Annotated in this window: 18 protein-coding genes and 1 pseudogene; 13 read left to right on the forward strand and 6 right to left on the reverse strand. The window is 65.0% G+C overall.

The genetic code is table 11. The annotated features are described in order from the left end of the window. Positions 1-141: 141 nt before the first annotated feature. Positions 142-879, reverse strand: coding sequence for a 3-oxoacyl-ACP reductase FabG (gene fabG, locus PAA8504_RS01140; RefSeq protein WP_108892333.1), 738 nt, complete (start codon positions 877-879; stop codon positions 142-144). A 1-nt stretch (position 880) separates the two neighbouring features. After that, positions 881-1,819 carry an ACP S-malonyltransferase gene (gene fabD / locus PAA8504_RS01145; RefSeq protein WP_108892334.1) on the reverse strand — a complete coding sequence of 313 codons (939 nt, stop codon included), beginning with the start codon at positions 1,817-1,819 and terminating at the stop codon, positions 881-883. Positions 1,820-1,969: 150 nt separating this feature from the next. Between fabD and PAA8504_RS01150 the strand changes: the two genes are divergently transcribed. Then, positions 1,970-3,142, forward strand: a complete 1,173-nt coding sequence (locus PAA8504_RS01150) for a bifunctional cytochrome b/YceI family protein (protein ID WP_245897475.1) — start codon at positions 1,970-1,972, stop codon at positions 3,140-3,142. A gap of 313 nt (positions 3,143-3,455) precedes the next feature. Here the strand turns inward: PAA8504_RS01150 and PAA8504_RS01155 are convergent. The 3 genes and pseudogenes from PAA8504_RS01155 to PAA8504_RS01165 all read right to left on the reverse strand — a co-directional run bounded on the left by PAA8504_RS01155 (position 3,456) and on the right by PAA8504_RS01165 (position 5,863). After that, positions 3,456-4,128, reverse strand: a pseudogene (locus PAA8504_RS01155) (transposase family protein). A 422-nt stretch (positions 4,129-4,550) separates the two neighbouring features. Further along, positions 4,551-5,144 (reverse strand): YceI family protein, encoded by a 594-nt coding sequence (locus tag PAA8504_RS01160; RefSeq protein WP_108892336.1) that lies wholly within the window; start codon positions 5,142-5,144, stop codon positions 4,551-4,553. A 101-nt stretch (positions 5,145-5,245) separates the two neighbouring features. Continuing rightward, entirely contained in the window at positions 5,246-5,863 is a 618-nt protein-coding gene (locus PAA8504_RS01165) for a hypothetical protein (RefSeq protein WP_108892337.1), read from the reverse strand. 230 nt (positions 5,864-6,093) lie between these two features. Here PAA8504_RS01165 and rpsF point away from each other — a divergent pair, with 230 nt between their 5' ends. The 10 genes from rpsF to PAA8504_RS01215 all read left to right on the forward strand — a co-directional run bounded on the left by rpsF (position 6,094) and on the right by PAA8504_RS01215 (position 14,182). Then, complete coding sequence (rpsF, locus tag PAA8504_RS01170) at positions 6,094-6,447, forward strand: 30S ribosomal protein S6 (protein WP_108892338.1); 354 nt, start codon at positions 6,094-6,096, stop codon at positions 6,445-6,447. A 15-nt stretch (positions 6,448-6,462) separates the two neighbouring features. Beyond that, the gene (rpsR, locus tag PAA8504_RS01175; RefSeq protein WP_005982441.1) at positions 6,463-6,690 is read left to right on the forward strand and encodes a 30S ribosomal protein S18; all 228 of its coding nucleotides are present in this window, start codon (positions 6,463-6,465) and stop codon (positions 6,688-6,690) included. An 18-nt stretch (positions 6,691-6,708) separates the two neighbouring features. Further along, entirely contained in the window at positions 6,709-7,344 is a 636-nt protein-coding gene (rplI, locus tag PAA8504_RS01180) for a 50S ribosomal protein L9 (RefSeq protein WP_108892788.1), read from the forward strand. Positions 7,345-7,521: 177 nt separating this feature from the next. After that, positions 7,522-8,718, forward strand: a complete 1,197-nt coding sequence (locus PAA8504_RS01185) for a sensor histidine kinase (protein WP_108892339.1) — start codon at positions 7,522-7,524, stop codon at positions 8,716-8,718. 132 nt (positions 8,719-8,850) lie between these two features. Then, a complete protein-coding gene (locus PAA8504_RS01190) occupies positions 8,851-9,933 on the forward strand; it encodes a DcaP family trimeric outer membrane transporter (RefSeq protein WP_108892340.1) in 1,083 nt (360 codons plus the stop codon). 40 nt (positions 9,934-9,973) lie between these two features. Next, positions 9,974-10,867, forward strand: coding sequence for a lytic transglycosylase domain-containing protein (locus PAA8504_RS01195; RefSeq protein WP_108892341.1), 894 nt, complete (start codon positions 9,974-9,976; stop codon positions 10,865-10,867). 145 nt (positions 10,868-11,012) lie between these two features. Further along, a complete protein-coding gene (locus PAA8504_RS01200; RefSeq protein ID WP_108892342.1) occupies positions 11,013-11,723 on the forward strand; it encodes a TupB family ABC transporter permease in 711 nt (236 codons plus the stop codon). Further along, positions 11,716-12,462 (forward strand): ATP-binding cassette domain-containing protein, encoded by a 747-nt coding sequence (locus PAA8504_RS01205; RefSeq protein WP_108892343.1) that lies wholly within the window; start codon positions 11,716-11,718, stop codon positions 12,460-12,462. Before PAA8504_RS01200 ends, PAA8504_RS01205 begins: the two co-directional genes overlap by 8 nt. An 18-nt stretch (positions 12,463-12,480) precedes the next feature. Beyond that, positions 12,481-13,311, forward strand: coding sequence for an ABC transporter substrate-binding protein (locus PAA8504_RS01210; RefSeq protein ID WP_108892344.1), 831 nt, complete (start codon positions 12,481-12,483; stop codon positions 13,309-13,311). After that, positions 13,289-14,182, forward strand: coding sequence for a substrate-binding domain-containing protein (locus PAA8504_RS01215; RefSeq protein WP_245897476.1), 894 nt, complete (start codon positions 13,289-13,291; stop codon positions 14,180-14,182). The genes PAA8504_RS01210 and PAA8504_RS01215 overlap by 23 nt, the downstream gene beginning before the upstream one ends. Here PAA8504_RS01215 and PAA8504_RS01220 read toward each other — a convergent pair. Next, the gene (locus tag PAA8504_RS01220; RefSeq protein WP_108892346.1) at positions 14,140-15,063 is read right to left on the reverse strand and encodes a hydrogen peroxide-inducible genes activator; all 924 of its coding nucleotides are present in this window, start codon (positions 15,061-15,063) and stop codon (positions 14,140-14,142) included. The genes PAA8504_RS01215 and PAA8504_RS01220 overlap by 43 nt on opposite strands. 115 nt (positions 15,064-15,178) lie before the next feature. Here PAA8504_RS01220 and katG (PAA8504_RS01225) point away from each other — a divergent pair, with 115 nt between their 5' ends. Continuing rightward, complete coding sequence (gene katG, locus PAA8504_RS01225; protein ID WP_108892347.1) at positions 15,179-17,377, forward strand: catalase/peroxidase HPI; 2,199 nt, start codon at positions 15,179-15,181, stop codon at positions 17,375-17,377. Positions 17,378-17,571: 194 nt separating this feature from the next. Then, positions 17,572-19,878: a catalase/peroxidase HPI gene (gene katG, locus PAA8504_RS01230; RefSeq protein WP_108892348.1), complete on the forward strand. Its 2,307-nt coding sequence runs from the start codon at positions 17,572-17,574 to the stop codon at positions 19,876-19,878. Positions 19,879-20,258 lie beyond the last annotated feature (380 nt).

Genomic DNA, 20,258 nt, shown 5'->3' on the forward strand with positions numbered 1-20,258 from the left:
ACCGTGCCCCTCTGGGCGAAATCTGATCCGTCGCCGTGTCATTTACAAGGCATCGCCGCGCAGGCGACCGGCGCGGCGAGCAATAAAGTTCGCCGCCTATAGCATACAGCCCCGGCACCGCAAACGAAAACGCCGCACCCCTCAGAGCATTGCCATACCGCCATTCACATGAAGCGTCGTGCCGGTGACGTAGGATGCCTCGCGGCTGGCCAGATAGACCACGGCGGCCGCAACCTCGTCGGCTTCGCCCATGCGACCGACCGGAATCTTGTTCAGAAGCTGGGTCTTCTGGTCGTCGGTCAGCTTGTCGGTCATGGCCGTGGCGATGAAGCCCGGCGCCACGCAGTTGACGGTGATTCCGCGACTGGCCACCTCTTGCGCAAGCGACTTGGAAAAGCCGACCATCCCCGCCTTGGCAGCCGCGTAATTCGCCTGCCCGGGGTTGCCGATGGCGCCCACGACGGACGAGATATTGACGATCCGCCCCCATTTCGCCTTCATCATCGACCGCAGGACCGCTTGGCTGAGCTTGGCGACCGCACCGAGGTTCACGTCCAGGACCGCCTGCCAATCGTCGTCCGACATGCGCAGCATCAGCTGATCGCGCGTGATCCCGGCATTGTTCACCAGGATATCCAGAGACCCCATCGCCTCGACCGCCTGTTTGGGCAGTGCCTTCAGCGCTTCGGAATCGCCAAGGTTGCACGGCAGAACATGAGCACGCTCGCCCAGTTCCTCGGCCAGCGCCCGCAGCGGATCCTCGCGCGTGCCCGACAGGCCGACCGTCGCGCCCGACTCGTGCAGCGCCCGTGCGATATCGGCCCCAAGTCCCCCCGACGCGCCCGTTACGAGGGCCGCCTTTCCCGTCAAATCGAACATCTCACTCTCCCTTGCCCAAAGCTGCCTTGACGTCGGACGACGTGCCCACGGCGCGCAGCGCGATGCTGCGGTCGATCCGTTTGACCATGCCAGACAACGCCTTGCCGGCGCCCACCTCCCAGATCTCGGTAACACCTGCGGCCGCCATCGCCGCGACCGACTCGCGCCAGCGGACCGCGCCGGTGACCTGTTGCACCAGCAGGCGCTTGATCTCCTCAGGGTCGCTTTGAGGCGCGGCGGTCACGTTGGTCACCACCGGCACCCGGGGCCGTCCGATGCGCACATCGGCGATCGCCTCTGCCATGCGGTCGGCGGCAGGCTGCATCAATGCGCAGTGGAACGGGGCGCTGACGGGCAGCATGACCGCCCGCTTGGCACCCGCCTCCTTGGCCAGTTCCACCGCCCGCTCGACCGCCGCGCGGTGACCCGAGACGACGACCTGCGAGGGATCGTTGTCATTCGCCGCCTGACACACCTGATCGCCGGCGGCCTTCTTCGCCACCGCATCCGCCTGGGCGAAATCCAGCCCCAGCAACGCCGCCATGGCCCCTTCGCCCACCGGAACGGCCTCTTGCATCGCCTGCCCGCGCAGGCGCAGCAGCCGGGCGGCGTCGGGGATCGACAGCGCCCCTGCGGCGGCCAGTGCGGAATATTCACCCAGCGAATGGCCCGCCACGAATTCGATACGGTCGATATCGAAGCCCTCGGCCTCGAGCGCGCGCAGCGCGGCCAGCGACGTTGCCATCAGCGCAGGTTGCGCGTTCGCGGTCAGGGTCAGCGTCTCCTGGTCGCCCTCCCAGATCGTGCGCGACAGATCCTCACCCAGGGCCGCATCGACCTCGTCGAAGACCCCTTTTGCCTCGGGATAGGCGTCCGCCAGATCGCGTCCCATGCCGATCGTCTGCGCCCCCTGCCCGGGAAACACCAATGCCAACGCCATTCCAACCTCCGCTTTTTCGTTCCGACGGTCCATATAACCCGCGACAGCGACTGGCAAACAGCGCACAAAATCTGCGCGGCCCCGCGCGTATCGGCCGCGGCGATCCCGCCGTAGGGTAAATACGACGAACCGGAGGATCCCGACGTGCCGATGACGAACACTGCCCGCCGCTACGGCACCGTGACGAAGACGTTCCACTGGCTGACCGCCCTGCTGATCTTCGCCAACATCGCGTTGGGCCTGATCGCACAGGATCTTTCGCCCGAGACGCAACTGGCGCTGAAGGCGCAGGTCTTCACCATCCACAAGACGCTGGGCCTCGCGATCTTCGCAGTCGCGATCCTGCGCATCCTCTGGGCCGTGACGCAGCAGAAACCGGCCCATCTGCATCCCGACCGCACGGCCGAGACCTTCGCCGCCGAGCTTGTGCATTGGGTCCTCTACGCCTCGCTTGTGGTGATCCCGTTGTCGGGCTGGATCACCCATGCGGCCACCGAAGGGTTCGCGCCGATCTGGTGGCCATTCCCGCAGAACCTGCCCGGCCTGGTCGAGAATGAGGCCGTCGCCGCCATCGCCTCGACCGCGCATTGGCTGGCGAACTGGATGCTGGCCATCGCAATTGTCCTCCATATCGCGGGCGCGCTGAAGCACCACGTCCTCGACCGCGACCCCACGCTGAGACGCATGTGGTTCGGCCGGACGGAGGCCGGCGGCGCCGCGCCTCATCGCACCGGGCCCGCCCTGCCCGCGGCGGCGGCCCTCTATACCCTGGCGGCCGTCGCGGTGGTGGGTCTGTCGGCCGATTCGCTGGTCCGGCCCGAGGCGCAAGCGTCCGGCCCCACGGCCGGAGCGGGCAACTGGACCGTGCAATCGGGGTCGTTGGCGATCGAGGTCATGCAGTTTGGCAATGCCGTCGACGGCGGCTTCGGCCAATGGTCCGCCGATATCGATTTCTCCGAGGAAACCGGCGAAGGGCAGGTCACGGTGCGGGTCGATGTCTTCTCCCTCACGCTGGGGTCGGCCACCGAACAAGCGCTGGGTCCGGCGTATTTCGCGGCCGAAGACCACCCGGAAGCTGTGTTCGAGGGGGCGATAACGCCAGACGGTGACGGATACGTGGCCACCGGCCCCCTGTCCCTCGCCGGGGAAAGCACCGACGTCACCCTGCCCTTCACCCTGACCATCGACGGCGACACCGCCCGGATGGAGGGGGAGACGACCCTCGACCGCCTGTCCTTCGGCATTGGCGAGTCGCAGGATGCCGGTACGCTGGGGCTGGACGTGCCGGTGCGGGTCACCCTGACGGCCACGCGCGCCGAGTGACACCCTGGCGGACGATCGCTTCCATTGCCCGCCCCCCGGTGAGACCGTACCGGCTTCCGGGACTTCTGGTTCAAGAGCTGTTGTGCTGCCTCCCCGCGCTAGAACCAGTCGTCTGGATCAATGGCGTTCGGCCAGGCCGTCTCCCTCCTCGTGAAAACAGTGACAGTCTGATGGGCTTTGGGTCCGGAAACACCGAAGAGGCGGAAGGTGAACAAGCTGAAGATCCTGCATTCCGCAGCATGTCAGGGCTTTCCAAGGTCAAGGCCCGGTCATATCAGTCCGGCCGAGAACCTCCTGCACCCAGGCTTCGGCCTCATAGCCACGGGATGACGATTGCTGCCAGAACGGTCGGAGAGAAGACTACCTTTGTGCAGCGGCCATAACGGCTCGCCAACCGTCACCAGTCCCCCAAACGACCCCACACGGTCTCGATGCGCCGCGCCGTTTGTATCCGCGTTTGTCGTATTTCAGGGCTGTCTTGCGTTGCTATCGGCCGGGGATGCAGGCGGAACCGTAGATACGGTCTCCGACAGTTATTCGACATTTGGTGGGCTACTGAGTGTGCGCTCTAATGGGAGTGCTGCCCTGCCTGGCGGTAACAAACAGGTCAAACGGACGCCCCTGGCTGCCGATGATAGCATGAAGTTTGGTGTTCAAGCCGCCCTCGGCTCTGCCGATCAGGCGGTCACTGCCCCTTTACGAAGCCCATGCTGGACGCCGTTCGGTGGGCCTTCAGGTGGGCGGCGTCGATCATGACCGTCTTTCGGCGGACCAAACAACCATCCCGACCAGCATCGGGATGAAAACGCCCTCTTCAGAAAAGCGCTTCCGGCGGGTGTCGAGCTTTCTGTGCGGTCCGCAGTACGAAGGCGCATTCCGTCGAAGCAGGCCATTGCGGTCGTCACGGCAATTCTGTTCAGGGCACATCGGGTATCACGATCAGGTCCCCCGTCGGCCTTCAGAAAATATGGCTTCAGACGCCCCATCCGTGTGTCCCTCAGACAGACAGATCAGATACGCCGCCGCTTTGATTTTCCCGCGGTGAATCATTCCCTCAGATCGTTGGATCCTGAGGCCAGAGTTACGAAAGAACCGCCTACGCGATCCACCGTGTAATATCTGCAGATCGCGCCTAGCGGGTGATGTCGAGGATAAGCAGGACGCTCCCCGGCACGCCAGGCAGAATCCGACCCGTTCCGAAGCCCGGATCTTATCGCGGACGACGCGCAAATGGGCCCGCAATGTCCACGCGGGAAAAAGTGCTGAATTATTATCTGAAGTAAAGCAGTCCCGCGGTGCGAGCCCGGGTTGGGCGCCGTCGGTCATGACAATCTGACCGCATTTTACATCGGTCGTACAAGGGTCAGGGGTTCGGGCGGCCGGCCATCCGGCGGCCGCCCGTCCGAAATCAACCGTCGGCCTGCGTGGCCTCTCCAGCCTCGATCGAGATGTCGATTTGCACCTCGTCCGATACGGCGGGTGCGAAGCCGCCGACGTTGAAGTCCGAGCGCAGGACGGTGGTCGTCGCCGTCAGGCCGATCCAGGGCTTGCCTTCCATCGGGTGCTGCGCGTCCTGAAGGAGGGTGGCGTCCAGAACGACTTCCTGAGTGACGTCGTTCATCGACAGATCGCCGGTGATCAGCGCCGTGTCTTCGCCCGTCACTTCGATCCCGGTAGAGGTGAAGGTGACCATGTCATCCTCGGACGCGCCGAAGAAATCGTCGGACATGAAATGTTCGAACCTGGCTTCCCAGCCTGTCAGCATGGAGCGGACGGGAAACGCGACTTCGACGGAGGAGGCCGCCGGATCCTCGGCGTCGTATTCGATGGTGCCGTCGAAGCCGGAAAACATGCCGTATCCGGTCGAGAAGCCCAAGTGGTTGTAGGAGAACACGATCTGGGTGTGGCTCTCGTCCACGTCATAGGTGACGGGGTCGGCAGTGGCGGGCAGTGCAAGGGCCAGCGTTCCGGCAAGTGCTGCGGCGATGGTCAGGCGGGTCATGGGCAATTTCCTGGAGTTGGTTGCATTGCCCAATGGTTTAGTTGACTGGTACCGTGCGTAAATCGCAAGCCACCGAACAGGATTGGTGCGCAATCGAACAGTCAGGCCCCCACCACGTCACGATTGCGGTGCGCAGCCCGATTTGGCCGGCGGGGCATGACTTGGGGCGAGGGGATATGGCTGATGGCGGCCACGATCTGGGCATGGACACGCTCCAGCACAACAGGCGGGGCCGTCCCGATCTCCACGCAGGTGCCATTGGGCAGCCGCGCCATCAGGTGGGCGGCGACACCCTCCGCGCCGCGCTTGATGAACACGCTTTCGATCCCGTCCATGGGAATGCGGCGTATGACACTGACCCGACCGCGCGCGGTCACCCGATGCTGTCGCAATTCCCGGTCGAGGGAATCTATGACCGTCTCGCGGCGCATCCCGAGGTAGCCGATCCGCGCCAACACCGCCGCACCGGCAAAGCTGCACAAGCCCACCGACAGGATCATGCCCGGATCAAGGGCACGCCCCCCACCGGACAGCATTACGGCGATCAGGCCGGCCCCCGACACCATCGCGGTAGCGCCCACAAGGCATCCCCCTTCGATCACGCGTGCCATCGCCCCGGACGGACCACCGCTGCCGATGACGATAAGCCCCGGCATCTGGGTCATGCGCCGAACCTTCGGCGCCCGGAACGCGTCCGTCAAATGCTGGAACACGCCCATGGAAATCCCCTAAATCAATGTAGGACCAACTCTCGACGATGATCTTGGCGCAATCGGGGCGGCCCCGGGACGGTTTGCGGCCCATTTCCGGGCGGCTTGCATGCCAGCGCGATAGACTGTATGGCCCGCCCACTTCCGCGACGCATCTTCGAACGGCGCAGACTCTCGTGACCGGGACGCGGAAGATCACGCCCGGTCTTTGAAATGCGCCCTGAACATAAGGAAAAGCCATGCCGCTTTACGAGCATGTCTTCATTTCCCGCCAGGACCTGTCGAACACGCAGGCCGAGGGACTGATCGAACATTTCGGCGCCATCCTGACCGACAACGGCGGCAAGCTGGTCGAGCAGGAATACTGGGGCGTCAAGACGATGGCCTACAAGATCAACAAGAACCGCAAGGGCCACTATGCCTTTCTGCGCACCGACGCCCCTGCCCCCGCGGTGCAGGAGATGGAGCGCCTGATGCGCCTGCATGACGACGTCATGCGCGTCATGACCATCAAGGTCGATGAGCACGAGGAAGGCCCCTCGGTGCAGATGCAAAAGCGCGACGATCGTGACGATCGCCGTCCCCGCCGCTAAGAAGGAGACCCCGAAATGGCCGCAAAACCGTTTTTCCGCCGTCGCAAGGTCTGTCCCTTCTCGGGCGACAACGCGCCGAAGATCGACTACAAGGACACCCGTCTGCTGCAGCGCTACATCTCCGAGCGTGGCAAGATCGTGCCCTCCCGTATCACCGCCGTGTCGGCGAAGAAGCAGCGTGAACTCGCCCGTGCCATCAAGCGCGCCCGGTTCCTCGCCCTTCTTCCCTATGCCGTGAAGTAAGGAGTCAGACCAATGGCAATGAACGTCATCCTACTGGAACGCGTCTCCAAGCTTGGCAACATGGGCGAAGTCGTCACCGTCAAGGAAGGCTACGCGCGCAACTATCTGCTGCCGCAGAAAAAGGCGCTGTGGGCCTCGAAGGCCAACGTCGACGCTTTCGAAGCGCAGAAAGCCAACCTCGAGGCTCGCAACGAAGAGACCAAGCAGGAAGCGCAGGCCCTGGCCGAGCAGCTTGAAGGTCAGCAGTTCGTCGTGATCCGCGCCGCCTCCGATGGCGGGGCGCTCTACGGCTCCGTGTCGACCCGCGACGTGGCCGAGGCCGCGCAGGAGCAGGGCTTCGACGTGGACCGCCGCCAGGTGGCGCTGGGCGCACCGATCAAGGATCTGGGCCTGCACAAGGCGACCGTGACCCTGCACCCCGAGGTCGAGGTCGAGATCGAGCTGAACGTCGCTCGGTCCCCCGAAGAGGCCGAGCTTCAGAAGCAGGGCAAATCCATCCAGGAGCTTGCCGCCGAGGAAGAAGCCGCGGCAGAGTTCGAGATCCAGGAACTGTTCGACGATATCGGGGCCGCCCAGCTGGACGAAACCGAGACCGAGGTCGAACAGCGGACCGACCAGCCCGCCGTTCAGGAAAAGTCCGACCTTCAGGACTGATCCCGGATAAGGGATCATGGTTCAGGCCCCGCTTCGGCGGGGCCTTCTTCGTCTTTGACGTATGGCAATGCGGCCGAACCGCACAGGTCGAGCACCGCGGTTTGCATGCCCCGCCATGCTTTGAGATACTGTTAATCATTGCTAGTCCTGACCTTTCTCAGACCCGGAGCGCGAAATTTGCGTGCCAATGCCCCTTCCGACGAATACACCACGCCATCCGATGTCGAGGACATCCAGTCGATCGCGCAGGTCCCGCGCCTGCTGCAGGTGTGCATCGCCACGACTGGCATGAAATTCGCCGCCATCGCGCGCGTGACCGATACACGCTGGGTCGCCTGCGCCACCCAGGACGAGACCGGCATCGGCCCCAGCACCGGCGACGCCCTGGATCTGCGCGAAACGATCTGCGAGGACGTGGACCGTTCGGGCAAGACCATCGTCATCGACGACATACGCGACCACCCCGACAAGGCCAGCAAGGCTGTGGTCGGGACCCACGGCTTCCGCAGCTTCATCTCGGTTCCGATCACCATGTCGGACGGATCGCTTTTCGGCACGCTATGCCTGATGGATCCCCAGGCGCGCGCACTTTCGGACGGGCCGTTCGCGGATATGCTCGGTCTGTTCACCGACCTCATCGCTTCAGAGATCGGCGCCAATCGCCGCGCCCGTGCGAACGAAAGCGAGATGTCGCAAGTGGTCGAATCCAGCCGCCTGCGCGAGGAGTTCATCGGCGTCATCGGCCACGACCTGAGGAACCCGGTCTCCGCCCTATCCGCGGGTCTGCGCATGCTGCCCCGCGCCGACGCGGCCCGTCAGGAACAGATCATCGCCGAGATGCAGAAATCCGTGCTGCGGATGTCGGCCCTGATCCAGAACCTCATGGATTTCACCCGGGGTCGCCTTGGCGGGCGAATCCAGCTGGAGCGGACCCCGGAAGTGGACTTGGCCGAAATGCTGACCGATCTGGCGCACGAGATCGAGATCGGGATGTCACGCCGAATCGAGACATCCATCGACATCCCCCAGAAGGTCCATTGCGATCCGGGCCGGATCGGGCAACTGGTCTCGAACCTGCTGGCCAACGCAACCACCCATGGTGCGTCCGACTCGCCCGTTCGTCTGATGGCCCATACCGTCGACGGTATGCTCCGGATCGAGGTCGGCAACAGCGGCGAGCCGATCCCGGAACACCGGATACAGCGCCTTTTCGAACCCTACAGCCGCGGCGGAGAAACCACGCGCAGCCAGGGCCTTGGCCTGGGTCTGCATATCGCGTCGCGCATCGCAGAGGCGCATGACGGCAGCCTCACCGCGCGCTCCTCGCCGGCCGAGACGGTCTTCACCTTCGAGATGCCGCTTGCCCGGGTCTGAGCCCCCTCGGCATTTGTGGCAAAATTGCGACGACGCGATGTGAATTGACGGGGCCACTTCGGTTTCCCGCAGAAGAGGCGCACGATGGGGCTGTCCATTTGGACAGTTCTCCGATTCCCCAAGGTAAGTTCCATGTCACGCATTCATTCAGTTCTCCGCACGACCGCTCTTCTGGGGGCTTCGGCTGCCGCGCTGCCTGCTCTGGCCCAGGAAGAACCCTTGTCCTTCAGCAACGGGTCCGGCACCACGATCGAGCTTTACGGCTATTTCAAGCTGGACGCGGTCCTCGATTTCGGGGCCGAACTGGGCAACACCACCTTCCCGCTGGTCGGCATCACCGACGATGACGGTGACACCTACTTCAACGCCACCGCGCAGCAGACGCGGATCGGCGTGCGCTCGACCACGGAAACGAGCCTTGGCGATTTCGGCACCCAGATCGAGGTCGACTTCTACGGCGGCGCCGGAGCCTTCGGCACGGAAAACCCGTTCGAGCCGCGCGTGCGCCACGCCAACTTCACCTATCTGGGGTTCCTCGTCGGCAAGGACTGGACGACGTTCATGCCGATCAGCTCGTACCCCATTACGCTTGACTTCCAGGGCGTCGCCGGAATCCCCTTCGCCCGGCAGGAACAGATCCGCTATACCCACGAGTTCGGCAACTACCAGCTGCAACTGGCGCTGGAGGAGCACAACGACGAGGTTTCGAACGATCCGGTCGCCATTGCCGCCATCGCCTACGACACCGACCCGCTTCTGCTGCGCCTGTCGGGACTGTACGGCAGTGTCGAGACCGGGGATGACGACGATGAGGACATCTACGGCTTCAACCTCTCGACCACCGTTCAGCTGTGGGAAGGTGCGACGCTGGACGCCGCGTATACCTACGGCGAGGGGATCGCGTCCTACCTGGTCTTCCTGGGCGCGGACGTTGATTCCGACGGCGATGCAATCGAACAGCAATCCGCCTATGTGGGCTTGGCCCAAAGCATCGGCGACAAGCTGACCGTGCGCGCGATCTACGGCTGGCGCGACAACGAGCGTGGGGGCGATGCGGATACCGAGAACCTGAGCTCGCTCCACCTGAACGCCGATTACGAAGTGGTCGAGGATACGGTGATCGGCCTGGAATACTTCCACGGCACCCGCGACACCTTCGGCAACGGCGATTTTGACGTGGACCGCCTGCAAGCCTCGGTAACGTATACGTTCTGAATACTGGTCGGGCGGCTTCGGCCGCCCTACCCTTGCGCCCATGCGCGCGCTTCTTCTTCTGTTTCTCGTTCTGTCCCAGGCCGCTGTCGCGACCGAGCGACCGCGCGCCCGACCGCCGCAGGAACGCTGCGCCGCCGACGGCAGCGCCTGCATTCGCCTCGACAGCTATACCGACGACGTCTGCCGCGAGATCGAAGGCGCCGCCGACAGTGCCGATATCGACCCTGGGTGGTTTGCGCGCTTGTTGTGGCAGGAAAGCCTGTTCGATGCGGCGGCGGTCAGCCCGGCGGGAGCGCAAGGCATCGCGCAGTTCATGCCCGGCACGGCGGATCTGCGCGGGCTGAAGGATCCGTTCAACCCGGTGGACGCCATCCGGGCCTCGGCCGACTACCTGGCGGACTTGACACGGATGTACGGAAACGAAGGGTTGGCCGCGGCCGCCTACAACGCGGGCGAGGCGCGTGCGGCCGATTTCGTCGCGGACGACCGCCCCCTGCCGGGGGAGACGCGGGCCTATGTCCAGATCATCACCGGCCACCCTGCGCGTAGCTGGCGCGACAGCCCGCCCGAGGATGTGGACTATGCCCTGGCCCCCGACACGCAATTCGGAGAGGCCTGCCGCGCCCAGGCCGCAACCCGCACCTTCAAAAGCTTCGCCCCTGCTGTCCCGCCGCCGCCGGAATGGGGCGTCATCGTCGCCGCCGGCCGCCGCCGCGCAACGGTCGAGAATTTCGTCGACAAGGTCCGGCGTGAAAATGGCGGTGTGATCGGTACCCGCCGGATCGAGATCGTCGAGAAGACCCTGCCCGGCTTTGCCAGCCGCGCCCGTCTGTCGGCCCTGATCGTCACCGCCGACGGCGCCGAAGCGCGCGCGCTGTGCCGCCAGTTGCAGGCCCGCAGCGCGTTCTGCCGGGTGACCGGACCGGGCACCTAGAACAGCGAAACGCCGCGCGCGGCCCGCCTTCATCAGCATGCATGGATCAAGCCGATCGGACTTGAGGCTCGAACGGCCCTTGATCTCATGCGCCTGTGTCCCATACTGCGCATGCCGTGACGATTCTTCCGAAAGTACGGAAATTATGCAAGATCTTGCAGAGTCTCTCTCGCTGGCGATCGCACTAGTTTTGTCGGGCGACGCAGATCTGATCGAGATCGTGGCCCTGTCGCTGCGCGTCAGCCTGTCGGCCACGATGCTGGCCTGCGTGCTGGGCCTGCCCCTGGGTGCGCTGGTGGCTATCGGACGTTTCCCGGGCCGCGGGGCCGTGTTGGTCGCGATGAACGCCCTGATGGGGCTGCCCCCCGTGGTCGTGGGGCTTCTGGTCTATCTGCATCTGTCGCGTTCCGGGCCGCTGGGATTCCTTGGCCTGCTTTATACCCCCACGGCAATGATCATCGCGCAGACGATCCTGATCACCCCCATCGTCGCAGCGCTGGCCCGGCAGGCGTTGGAGGATCTGCACAGCGAATATGCCGAACAATTCCGGTCCCTGTGCCTGACGCGGATGCAGACAGTGGGCGCACTTCTGTGGGATGGACGTTTCACCCTTCTGACCGTGGGTCTGGCGGGGTTCGGCCGCGCCGTGGCCGAGGTCGGCGCGGTCATCATCGTTGGCGGCAATATCGACCACCTGACGCGGGTGATGACCACAGCCATTGCCCTGGAAACCTCGAAGGGAGAACTGGCGCTGGCCCTGGCGCTGGGGATCGTGCTGCTGGCGCTGTCTTTCGCCGTGAATGCGGGGGTGCAGGGACTGCGCGTTTCGGCCGCTGCGCGGGGGGCCCATGTCTGACCTCACCATGGACATGGCCGGCATCAGCGACGCGCCCCGGCCCCTGCTGCCCCTGTCGGTCACCGGCCTGCGCCTGTCGCTGGGCGGGGACGCCGTGCTGGACGGGATCGACCTGCGCCTGACGGCGGGCGGATGCACCGTGGTGATGGGACCCAACGGGGCCGGCAAAAGCCTGCTTCTGAAGGCTTTGCACGGGCTGTTGACGCCCGACGCGGGCGAAGTTTCGTGGAACGGCACCCGTGCCCCGGCAGCCACGGCGCGCCAAGCGCTGGTGTTCCAGACGCCGGTGCTTCTGCGCCGGTCGGCTGCGCAGAACCTGGACTTCGTGCTGCGCGCCCGGGGCGGGGATCGAGGCCGCGTGGTCGAGCTGCTGGATCATGTGGGCCTTGCCGACAAGGCACGCACCCCCGCACGGCGGCTATCCGGGGGCGAGCGGCAGCGGCTGGCGCTGGCCCGCGCTCTGGCTACGGACCCCGAGGTGCTGCTGCTGGACGAGCCGACGGCCAGCCTCGATCCCGCATCGACCCTGGCGATCGAGCGGATCGTGGCGGAAGCCCGCGATCGCGGCATGCGCATCCTCTTCGTTACCCACGACACAGGCCAGGCCCGGCGCATGGCCGATGACGTGGTGTTCCTGCATCGCGGCCGCGTGGCCGAACACGCCCCCGCCGACCGCTTCTTTCCCACCCCAAGCTCACAGCCCGCGCGGGATTTCCTCGCCGGGCGGATCGTCGTCTGACCCCCAAAGGAGGAACGCATGTCCCTGAAACTGGTCCCCGCCCTGATCCTGATGGCCGCGCCTGCAATGGCGCAGGAGGGGTCCATTATCGTGCAATCGACCACCTCGACCGCCAATTCCGGCCTTTACGACTACTTGCTGCCGATGTTCGAGGAGCAGACCGGGATCGACGTGAACGTCGTCGCCGTGGGCACGGGCCAGGCGATCCAGAACGCGCGCAACTGCGACGGCGACGTGCTTCTGGTTCACGCGAAACCGGCCGAGGAGGCGTTCGTCGCCGACGGGTTCGGGACCGAACGGACGGACCTGATGTATAACGATTTCATCATTGTAGGCCCTGCTGACGATCCCGCTGGCGTGGCGGGGATGACCGACGCGCAAGACGCGATGACGCAGATCGCCGAAGAGAACGCGATGTTCGCCTCGCGCGGCGACGATTCCGGCACCCACAAGAAGGAACTGGCGCTGTGGTCCGACACCGGCGTCGACCCCGCCGCCGCCTCGGGTCAGTGGTACCGCGAGACCGGGTCGGGCATGGGCGCGACGTTGAACGCGGGGATCGGCATGGGCGCATACGTGATGACAGACCGCGCGACGTGGATCAGCTTCGGCAACAAGCAGGACTACGAGATCGCGGTCGAGGACGATGAGGATCTGTTCAACCAGTACGGCGTGATCCCCGTCAGCTCCGAGGCCTGCCCCAGCGTGAATGCCGACGCGGCCCAGACCTTCACGGACTGGCTTCTGTCGGCCGAGGGACAGGAGGCCATCGGCGCCTACCAAGTCGACGGGCAACAACTGTTCTTTCCAAACGCCACGGACTCCAATGCCCCCGACGACAATGGCTGATGCCCCCGAATTCCTGACCGTCAAGGAACTGGCCGAGCTTCTGCGTGTGAAGGAGCGCAAGGTCTATGACATGGCCGCGAACGGGTCCGTCCCCTGTTCGCGCGCCACCGGAAAGCTTCTGTTCCCCCGGGCCGAAATCCGGGCCTGGATCGAAGGGGCCAGCAGCGGTGCGCCCGCCCCTGCGCCAACTGCCGCGCGGCCCCCGATCGTGCTGGGCAGTCACGATCCGCTTCTGGACTGGGCGATCCGGGCCTCGGGGTCGGGGCTGGCCACGTTCTTCGATGGCTCGGGCGACGGGCTGGCGCGGTTCGTGCAGGGCGAAGGCGTGGCGGCGGGGCTGCATCTTTACGACCAGGACAGCGACGACTGGAACGTGCCGTCGGTCGCGCAGGCCTGCGCCGGGGCCAACGCGGTCCTCGTTGGGTTCGCGCGGCGCAGCAAGGGGTTGGTGATCCCGAAGGGATCGGGGATCGCGGGCATGGCCGACCTGGCCGGCAAACGCGTCGCCCCCCGGCAGGACGGGTCCGGAACAGCCCTTCTGTTCGCCGCGCTGGCGGCGCGCGACGGGCTGGCCCCAGACGCGCCGATCCTGACCGATACCGCAAGGACCGAGACCGAGGCGGTCGAGGCCGTCGCGCGAGGTGACGCCGATGCCACGCTGGGTCTGGCCGCGATCGCGCAGCTTCACGATCTGTCCTTTGTGCCCCTGACCGAGGAGCGGTTCGATCTTCTGGTCGACCGCCGCGCCTGGTTCGACGCGCCGATGCAGGCTTTCATGGCCTTCTGCCGCGGCCCCGTCTTCCGCGACCGGGCCAAGGCGATGGGGGGCTATGACGTCGCGGGCGTCGGGTCGGTGCGCTGGAACGCTTGATGTGCGTCGCGGATCCCGTCAGCCAGTGTGGATAGCTGACCGGCCAGCGGGGTGCTACGCCGCCAGATCATGCCGATGGTGCGCGTGGGCTCGGGCGGGGCGAACCGGGCGACGGCGATGGGGGCGCTGCGGGTTTCGACCCCGACCGCCATTTCGGGGATCAACGTCACCCCCATCCCCGCGCCGACCATCTGGACCAGAGTCGACAGCGATGTTGCATCCAGCCCCCGGGTCGAGCTTCCGGCGTCGATCTCGCAAAAGGACAGCGCCTGATCGCGAAAGCAGTGGCCTTCCTCCAGCAGCAGAAGCCGCATTTCTCTTAAGGTAGCCCGGTCTGGCATGGGCCGATCCGCGTCGGCCTCGGGGCGGACGAGGACGAAGGATTCCGAGAACAGCTCGACCTCCTCGATCGCGGGTTCCGACACCGGAAGCGCCACGATGGCGGTGTCGATCCGCCCCTCTTTCAACTCGTCCAGAAGCTGAGCGGTCGTGGTTTCGCGGATATCGACCTCGATCTGGGGGAAATGGCGCGACAGGTACCGCATGATGTGCGGCAGAATGTAAGGCGCGACCGTTGGGATGATACCCAGCCGCAGGCTTCCCTGAAGCCCGCCCTTCGCGACGCGGGCCAGATCCGCAAGATCGTCCACCGCGCGCAGGATCTCGGCCACGCGGGGGCGGAAGGCTTCGCCGAAGGCCGTCAGACGCAGCGTGCGCGGCCCCCGCTCGAACAGCGGGGTGCCGAGGGTCGCCTCAAGCTCCTTGATCTGCACGGAAAGCGCGGGCTGAGAGATCGCCGAGACCTCTGCCGCGCGACCGAAATGCCCGTGCCGGGCCAGCGCCTCGAAATAGCGCATCTGCTTCAATGTGGGTGTCGCCATAACCTTTGATTATCGCAATCATAGGCAGACGCAACTTAAACTGATCGCACTCACAGGTTATAACGATTCCAAACCGGCCACGACCGTGGCCTCATACCTTGGGAGAACGAACATGATGGACGGATCCGACAATCCCGGCGGCTGCCCCGTGATGCATGGCGCGACCAGCCACGTGACCAATCGCGGCCGGTCCAACCGCGAATGGTGGCCGAACCAGTTGAACCTGAAGATCCTGCACCAGAACCTGCCGCAGACGCAGCCGATGGACCCGGACTTCAACTATCGCGAGGCGTTCTCGAAACTGGACCTGAAGGCCATGAAGGCCGACCTTGCCCAGCTGATGACCGACAGCCAGGACTGGTGGCCGGCCGATTACGGGCATTACGGCCCCTTCTTCGTGCGCATGGCGTGGCACAGCGCGGGCACCTACCGCACGGCCGACGGGCGCGGCGGCTCGTCCAGCGGCTCGCAGCGCTTCGCGCCGCTGAACTCTTGGCCCGACAACGGCAACCTGGACAAGGCGCGTCGCCTGCTGTGGCCGATCAAGAAGAAATACGGTGATTCCATCAGCTGGGCCGACCTGTTCATCCTGACCGGTAACGTCGCGATGGAGACGATGGGCTTCAAGACCTTCGGCTATGGCGGCGGTCGCGAGGACATCTTCGAGCCCGAGGAAGACATCTACTGGGGCATGGAAGACACCTGGCTGGACGGCAAGGCGCGTTATGGCGACCAGTCCGAGGGACGGTACCTGGAAAACCCCCTGGCCGCGGTGCAGATGGGCCTGATCTACGTGAACCCCGAAGGCCCGGACGGCGATCCGAACCCCGAGAAGTCGGCGCATGACATCCGCGAGACCTTCGGCCGGATGGCCATGGGCGACGAGGAGACCGTCGCGCTGATCGCCGGTGGCCACACCTTTGGCAAGGCCCACGGCAACGGCGACGCCACTATCCTGGGCGCCGAGCCCGAGGGCGGCGCGATGGAAGACATGGGCTTCGGCTGGAAGAACCCCTACGAGACCGGGCATGGCGAACACACCGTGACCTCGGGGCTTGAGGGTGCGTGGACGGAAAAGCCCACCGCGTGGGACAACGGCTATTTCGCGACCCTGTTCAAGTACGAATGGGAGCAGACGAAATCCCCCGCCGGCGCCGTGCAGTGGAAGCCCAAGGGCGATGCGGGTGCGGGTACCGTGCCGGACGCGCACAACCCCGGCAAGTCGCATCAACCGATGATGTTCACCACCGACCTCGCGCTGCTGGCCGATCCGATCTATCGCGAGATTTCCGAGCGGTTCCGCGACGACCCACAGGCCTTCGCCGACGCCTATGCCCGCGCGTGGTTCAAGCTGACCCACCGCGACATGGGGCCCAAGGTTCGCTATCTGGGCGACGAGGTGCCGTCCGAGGACCTGATCTGGCAAGACCCCGTTCCCGCGTGGGAGCACGAGGTGATCGGAGACGCCGACGTGAAGGAGCTGGCTGACCAGATCCTGTCCAGCGGGCTGCCGCTGAAGGATCTCGTCCACGCCGCGTGGTCCTCGGCCTCGACCTTCCGCGGGTCGGACAAGCGGGGCGGTGCCAACGGCGCGCGCATCCGTCTGGCCCCCCAGAAGGATTGGGAGGTGAACGATCCCCAACGCCTGGCGAACACGCTTCAGGTTCTGGACGGCATCCGGTCGAAATTCGGCAAGCCGGTTTCGCTTGCCGATATGATCGTGCTGGGCGGCACCGCCGCGGTCGAGAAGGCCGCGAAGGACGCCGGGTATGACATCGAGGTGCCCTTCACCCCGGGCCGTGCCGACGCCACCGAGGCGCAGACCGATGCCGAAAGCTTCGAGCCGTTGGAGCCGAAATCCGACGGGTTCCGCAACTATCAGGACAAAAGCTACACGGTCTCGCCCGAGGAGCTTCTGGTCGACCGCGCGCATCTTCTGACGCTGACCGCGCCCGAGATGACGGTGCTGGTGGGCGGTCTGCGTGCGTTGGACGCGAACACGGATCATTCGCAATACGGCGTGTTGACGGATCGTCCGGGGCAGCTGACGAACGACTTCTTCGTCAACCTCTTGGACATGGGGATCGAGTGGAAGCCCGAATCCGAAGGCGCCACCACCTATGTCGCGCGCGACCGCAAGACCGGCGAAGAGAAATGGCGCGGCACCCGCTGCGACCTGGTCTTCGGCTCGAACTCGCAACTTCGGGCGATCTCGGAGGTCTATGCGCAGGACGGCCATGGCGAGAAATTCGTCCGCGACTTCGTCGCCGCTTGGACCAAGGTCATGAACGCCGATCGGTTCGACCTGATTTAAGGGCATCCGGTCCATCCACGGCCCCCGCCACCCTGACGTGGTGGGGGCCTTTTTTTATTGGCCAAAACGCACGCGCGGTGTTGTCGCACCCGTAGCCGTTCCAGCCATTTGACCTAGTTTGAAAGCCAATGCCAATCGGGATGAACGCACGTCCCCTCCGGCCCTGACCTGACCAATCCAAGGACATTTCCGACATGAAAGATCATGCAGCTACACCGGGCGCGTGCCCGTTCCGCGGCACGCGCATCGGTGGGGCTCTGGGCTCCGAGCCGCAGCTGGACCATTGGTGGCCGAACCGCCTGAAGGTCGAGCTTCTGCACCAGAACCCTGCGCAAGCGAACCCGTTCGGGCCGCATTTCGACTACTCGAAAGAGTTCGAGAAGGTTGATTTCGACGCGCTGTGGGAAGACATGCGCGCGCTTCTGCACACCCCCATCGATTGGTGGCCTGCCGACTACGACGATTACGGCCCGCAGATGGTGCGGATGTCGTGGCACTCGGCCGGGACCTACCGGATCGCCGACGGGCGCGGCGGCTCGGGCGAAGGGATGCAGCGCTTCGCGCCGATCAACTCGTGGTGGGACAACGGCAACACCGACAAATCGCGCCGCCTGCTGGTGCCCCTGAAGCAGAAATACGGCGCGGGCGTCAGCTGGGCCGACCTGATGATGCTGGCCGGCACCGTCGCGCTGGAGGACATGGGTCTGCCGATCCAGGGCTTCGCGTTCGGCCGCCTCGACGCTTGGGAGCCTGACCGCGCCACCTATTGGGGGCCCGAGGGCTGGATGGGCGAGCTGCCCACCGAAACGCCAGCCGATCCCCGCGCCGGCCACCCCGAGGAGATGGTCAATCGCGGCATCCGCTGGGAAGGCGACGTACAGGAGGAATACTACGACCTCGAGAATCCCCTGGGCGCGTCCCATCAGTCGATCATCTATGTTGACCCCGAAGGCCCGAACGGCAACGGAAACCCCTACGACAGCGCCCGCGACATCCGCGAGACATTCTCGCGCATGGCGATGAACGACGTGGAAACCGTTGCCCTGATCGCCGGAGGGCACGCCTTCGGCAAGTCGCACGGTGCGGTATCCGCCGACAAGATCGGCGCGGCGCCGGAAGGTGCCAAGATGTCCGAGCAGGGCCTGGGCTGGCACAATCCCGAAGGTCCCGGCAATGCCGAGTTCACCATGACCAACGGGATCGAGGGCTCGTGGACGCCGAACCCGACGCGCTGGGACAACGACTATCTGGAAAACCTGTTCAAGTTCGAATGGGAGAAGACCGAAAGCCCCGCCGGATCGGTTCAGTGGCAGCCCACCGACCCGAACGCCCCCAAGACACCCGACGCCCATGTCGAGGGGAAGATGAACCCCCTGATGATGATGACTTCGGATATCGCGTTCAAGGTCGACCCCAAATACCGCGAGATCTGCGAGGCGTTTTTGAAGGACTTCGACTACTTCACCGAGGAATTCTCGAAAGCGTGGCACAAGCTGATCCACCGCGACATGGGACCGACCGATCGCTGGATGGGTCCGCGCAAGGGCGGCACCTTCATCTGGCAGGATCCCGTGCCCGACGTGGACCACCCGCCGGTCGACGACGCGCAGGTGGCCGAGCTGAAGCGCGCGTGTCTCGACACCGGTCTGCCCGCGCGCGAGCTGATCGCGGTGGCTTGGGCCTCGGCCTCGACCTATCGCGATTCCGACAAGCGCGGCGGGGCCAACGGTGCGCGCATTCGTTTCGCGCCGCAGAAGGACTGGGACGTGAACGACCCCGCCATGACCGCCCGCGTTCTGGAAACGCTGGGCCGAGTGAAGTCCGACTTCGACGCCAAGGGGGCTGCGAAGATCTCGCTGGCCGACCTGATCGTGCTGGCGGGTTGCGCAGGAGTCGAGGCGTCCGCGAAGCCCGCCGGGTACGACGTCACCGTGCCCTTCATCCCCGGGCGCACCGACGCCAGCGAAGAATGGACCGATGCCGAAAGCTTCAACTGGCTGAAGCCCGTGTCGGACGGCTTCCGCAACTATCACGACACCCGTGTCGGATATAACGTGGCGCCCGAGCACATCTTCCTCGACCGGGCGGCGCTGTTGAAGCTGAACGCGCCGGAATGGACCGCGCTGACCGGTGGCCTGCGCGTGCTGAACCAGAACTACGACGGCGGCGCGCATGGCGTCTTCACCGACCGTCCAGGCACCCTGTCGAACGACTTCTTCAAGGTGCTGGTCAGCATGGATTACGAATGGGCGCCGCAGGACGCGCGCGAGATGCTGTTCGACATCAAGGACCGTAACACGGGTCAGGTGAAGTTCACCGCCACGCGCTGCGACTTGGTGTTCGGGGCCAATTCCCAGCTGCGCCAGATCGCCGAGGTCTATTCCGCGGCCGATGGCGAGGAACGCCTGGTCAAGGATTTTGTCGCCGCGTGGCACAAAGTGATGATGCTGGACCGGTACGACGTGGCCGAGGACCGCGCGAAGGTGATGTCGATCTGCTGATCGGACCTCCATGCGTCTTACGAAGGGCGTCCCCACCGGGGCGCCCTTTTTTCGTTCCCGGGGCGGCGGGTTTCAAAACGGGGGGGGGGAAATACAGTTCAGTTCGGGTAGTTCCGCCCTGCATGGCAGGTCGTCAGATCAACCCGCGGAATTGGACCGTAAAACTGGCCTGCCCTTTGGATCGCCTCATCCCGCGCGATTTCAGTCAAGGCGCGGTTGGCCAAAAAAAAGGGGGCCCCGCGAAGGGGCCCCTTTCAGTTTAGCCGGTCGAGCTTCCATTGGTTCACTGCTCGGGAAAACTGTCTCTGCCTGTGTCTCGACCAGCACCTGGAGCGGGCGCACCCGCTCCGGGACTCTTGGAACAGTCCGCATGAACCGTT

The sequence above is a fragment of the Palleronia abyssalis genome, from assembly GCF_900302445.1.
GTDB classification, from domain to species: Bacteria; Pseudomonadota; Alphaproteobacteria; order Rhodobacterales; family Rhodobacteraceae; genus Palleronia; species Palleronia abyssalis.

What these genes read in the sequence shown, in the direction of transcription:
- fabG (WP_108892333.1), bottom strand. Translation starts at nt 879, where the DNA reads ATGTTCGATTTGACGGGAAAGGCGGCCCTCGTAACGGGCGCGTCGGGG.
- fabD (WP_108892334.1), bottom strand. Translation starts at nt 1,819, where the DNA reads ATGGCGTTGGCATTGGTGTTTCCCGGGCAGGGGGCGCAGACGATCGGC.
- PAA8504_RS01150 (WP_245897475.1), top strand. Translation starts at nt 1,970, where the DNA reads ATGACGAACACTGCCCGCCGCTACGGCACCGTGACGAAGACGTTCCAC.
- PAA8504_RS01160 (WP_108892336.1), bottom strand. Translation starts at nt 5,144, where the DNA reads ATGACCCGCCTGACCATCGCCGCAGCACTTGCCGGAACGCTGGCCCTT.
- PAA8504_RS01165 (WP_108892337.1), bottom strand. Translation starts at nt 5,863, where the DNA reads ATGGGCGTGTTCCAGCATTTGACGGACGCGTTCCGGGCGCCGAAGGTT.
- rpsF (WP_108892338.1), top strand. Translation starts at nt 6,094, where the DNA reads ATGCCGCTTTACGAGCATGTCTTCATTTCCCGCCAGGACCTGTCGAAC.
- rpsR (WP_005982441.1), top strand. Translation starts at nt 6,463, where the DNA reads ATGGCCGCAAAACCGTTTTTCCGCCGTCGCAAGGTCTGTCCCTTCTCG.
- rplI (WP_108892788.1), top strand. Translation starts at nt 6,709, where the DNA reads ATGAACGTCATCCTACTGGAACGCGTCTCCAAGCTTGGCAACATGGGC.
- PAA8504_RS01190 (WP_108892340.1), top strand. Translation starts at nt 8,851, where the DNA reads ATGTCACGCATTCATTCAGTTCTCCGCACGACCGCTCTTCTGGGGGCT.
- PAA8504_RS01195 (WP_108892341.1), top strand. Translation starts at nt 9,974, where the DNA reads ATGCGCGCGCTTCTTCTTCTGTTTCTCGTTCTGTCCCAGGCCGCTGTC.
- PAA8504_RS01200 (WP_108892342.1), top strand. Translation starts at nt 11,013, where the DNA reads ATGCAAGATCTTGCAGAGTCTCTCTCGCTGGCGATCGCACTAGTTTTG.
- PAA8504_RS01205 (WP_108892343.1), top strand. Translation starts at nt 11,716, where the DNA reads ATGTCTGACCTCACCATGGACATGGCCGGCATCAGCGACGCGCCCCGG.
- PAA8504_RS01210 (WP_108892344.1), top strand. Translation starts at nt 12,481, where the DNA reads ATGTCCCTGAAACTGGTCCCCGCCCTGATCCTGATGGCCGCGCCTGCA.
- PAA8504_RS01215 (WP_245897476.1), top strand. Translation starts at nt 13,289, where the DNA reads ATGCCCCCGACGACAATGGCTGATGCCCCCGAATTCCTGACCGTCAAG.
- PAA8504_RS01220 (WP_108892346.1), bottom strand. Translation starts at nt 15,063, where the DNA reads ATGGCGACACCCACATTGAAGCAGATGCGCTATTTCGAGGCGCTGGCC.
- katG (WP_108892347.1), top strand. Translation starts at nt 15,179, where the DNA reads ATGGACGGATCCGACAATCCCGGCGGCTGCCCCGTGATGCATGGCGCG.
- katG (WP_108892348.1), top strand. Translation starts at nt 17,572, where the DNA reads ATGAAAGATCATGCAGCTACACCGGGCGCGTGCCCGTTCCGCGGCACG.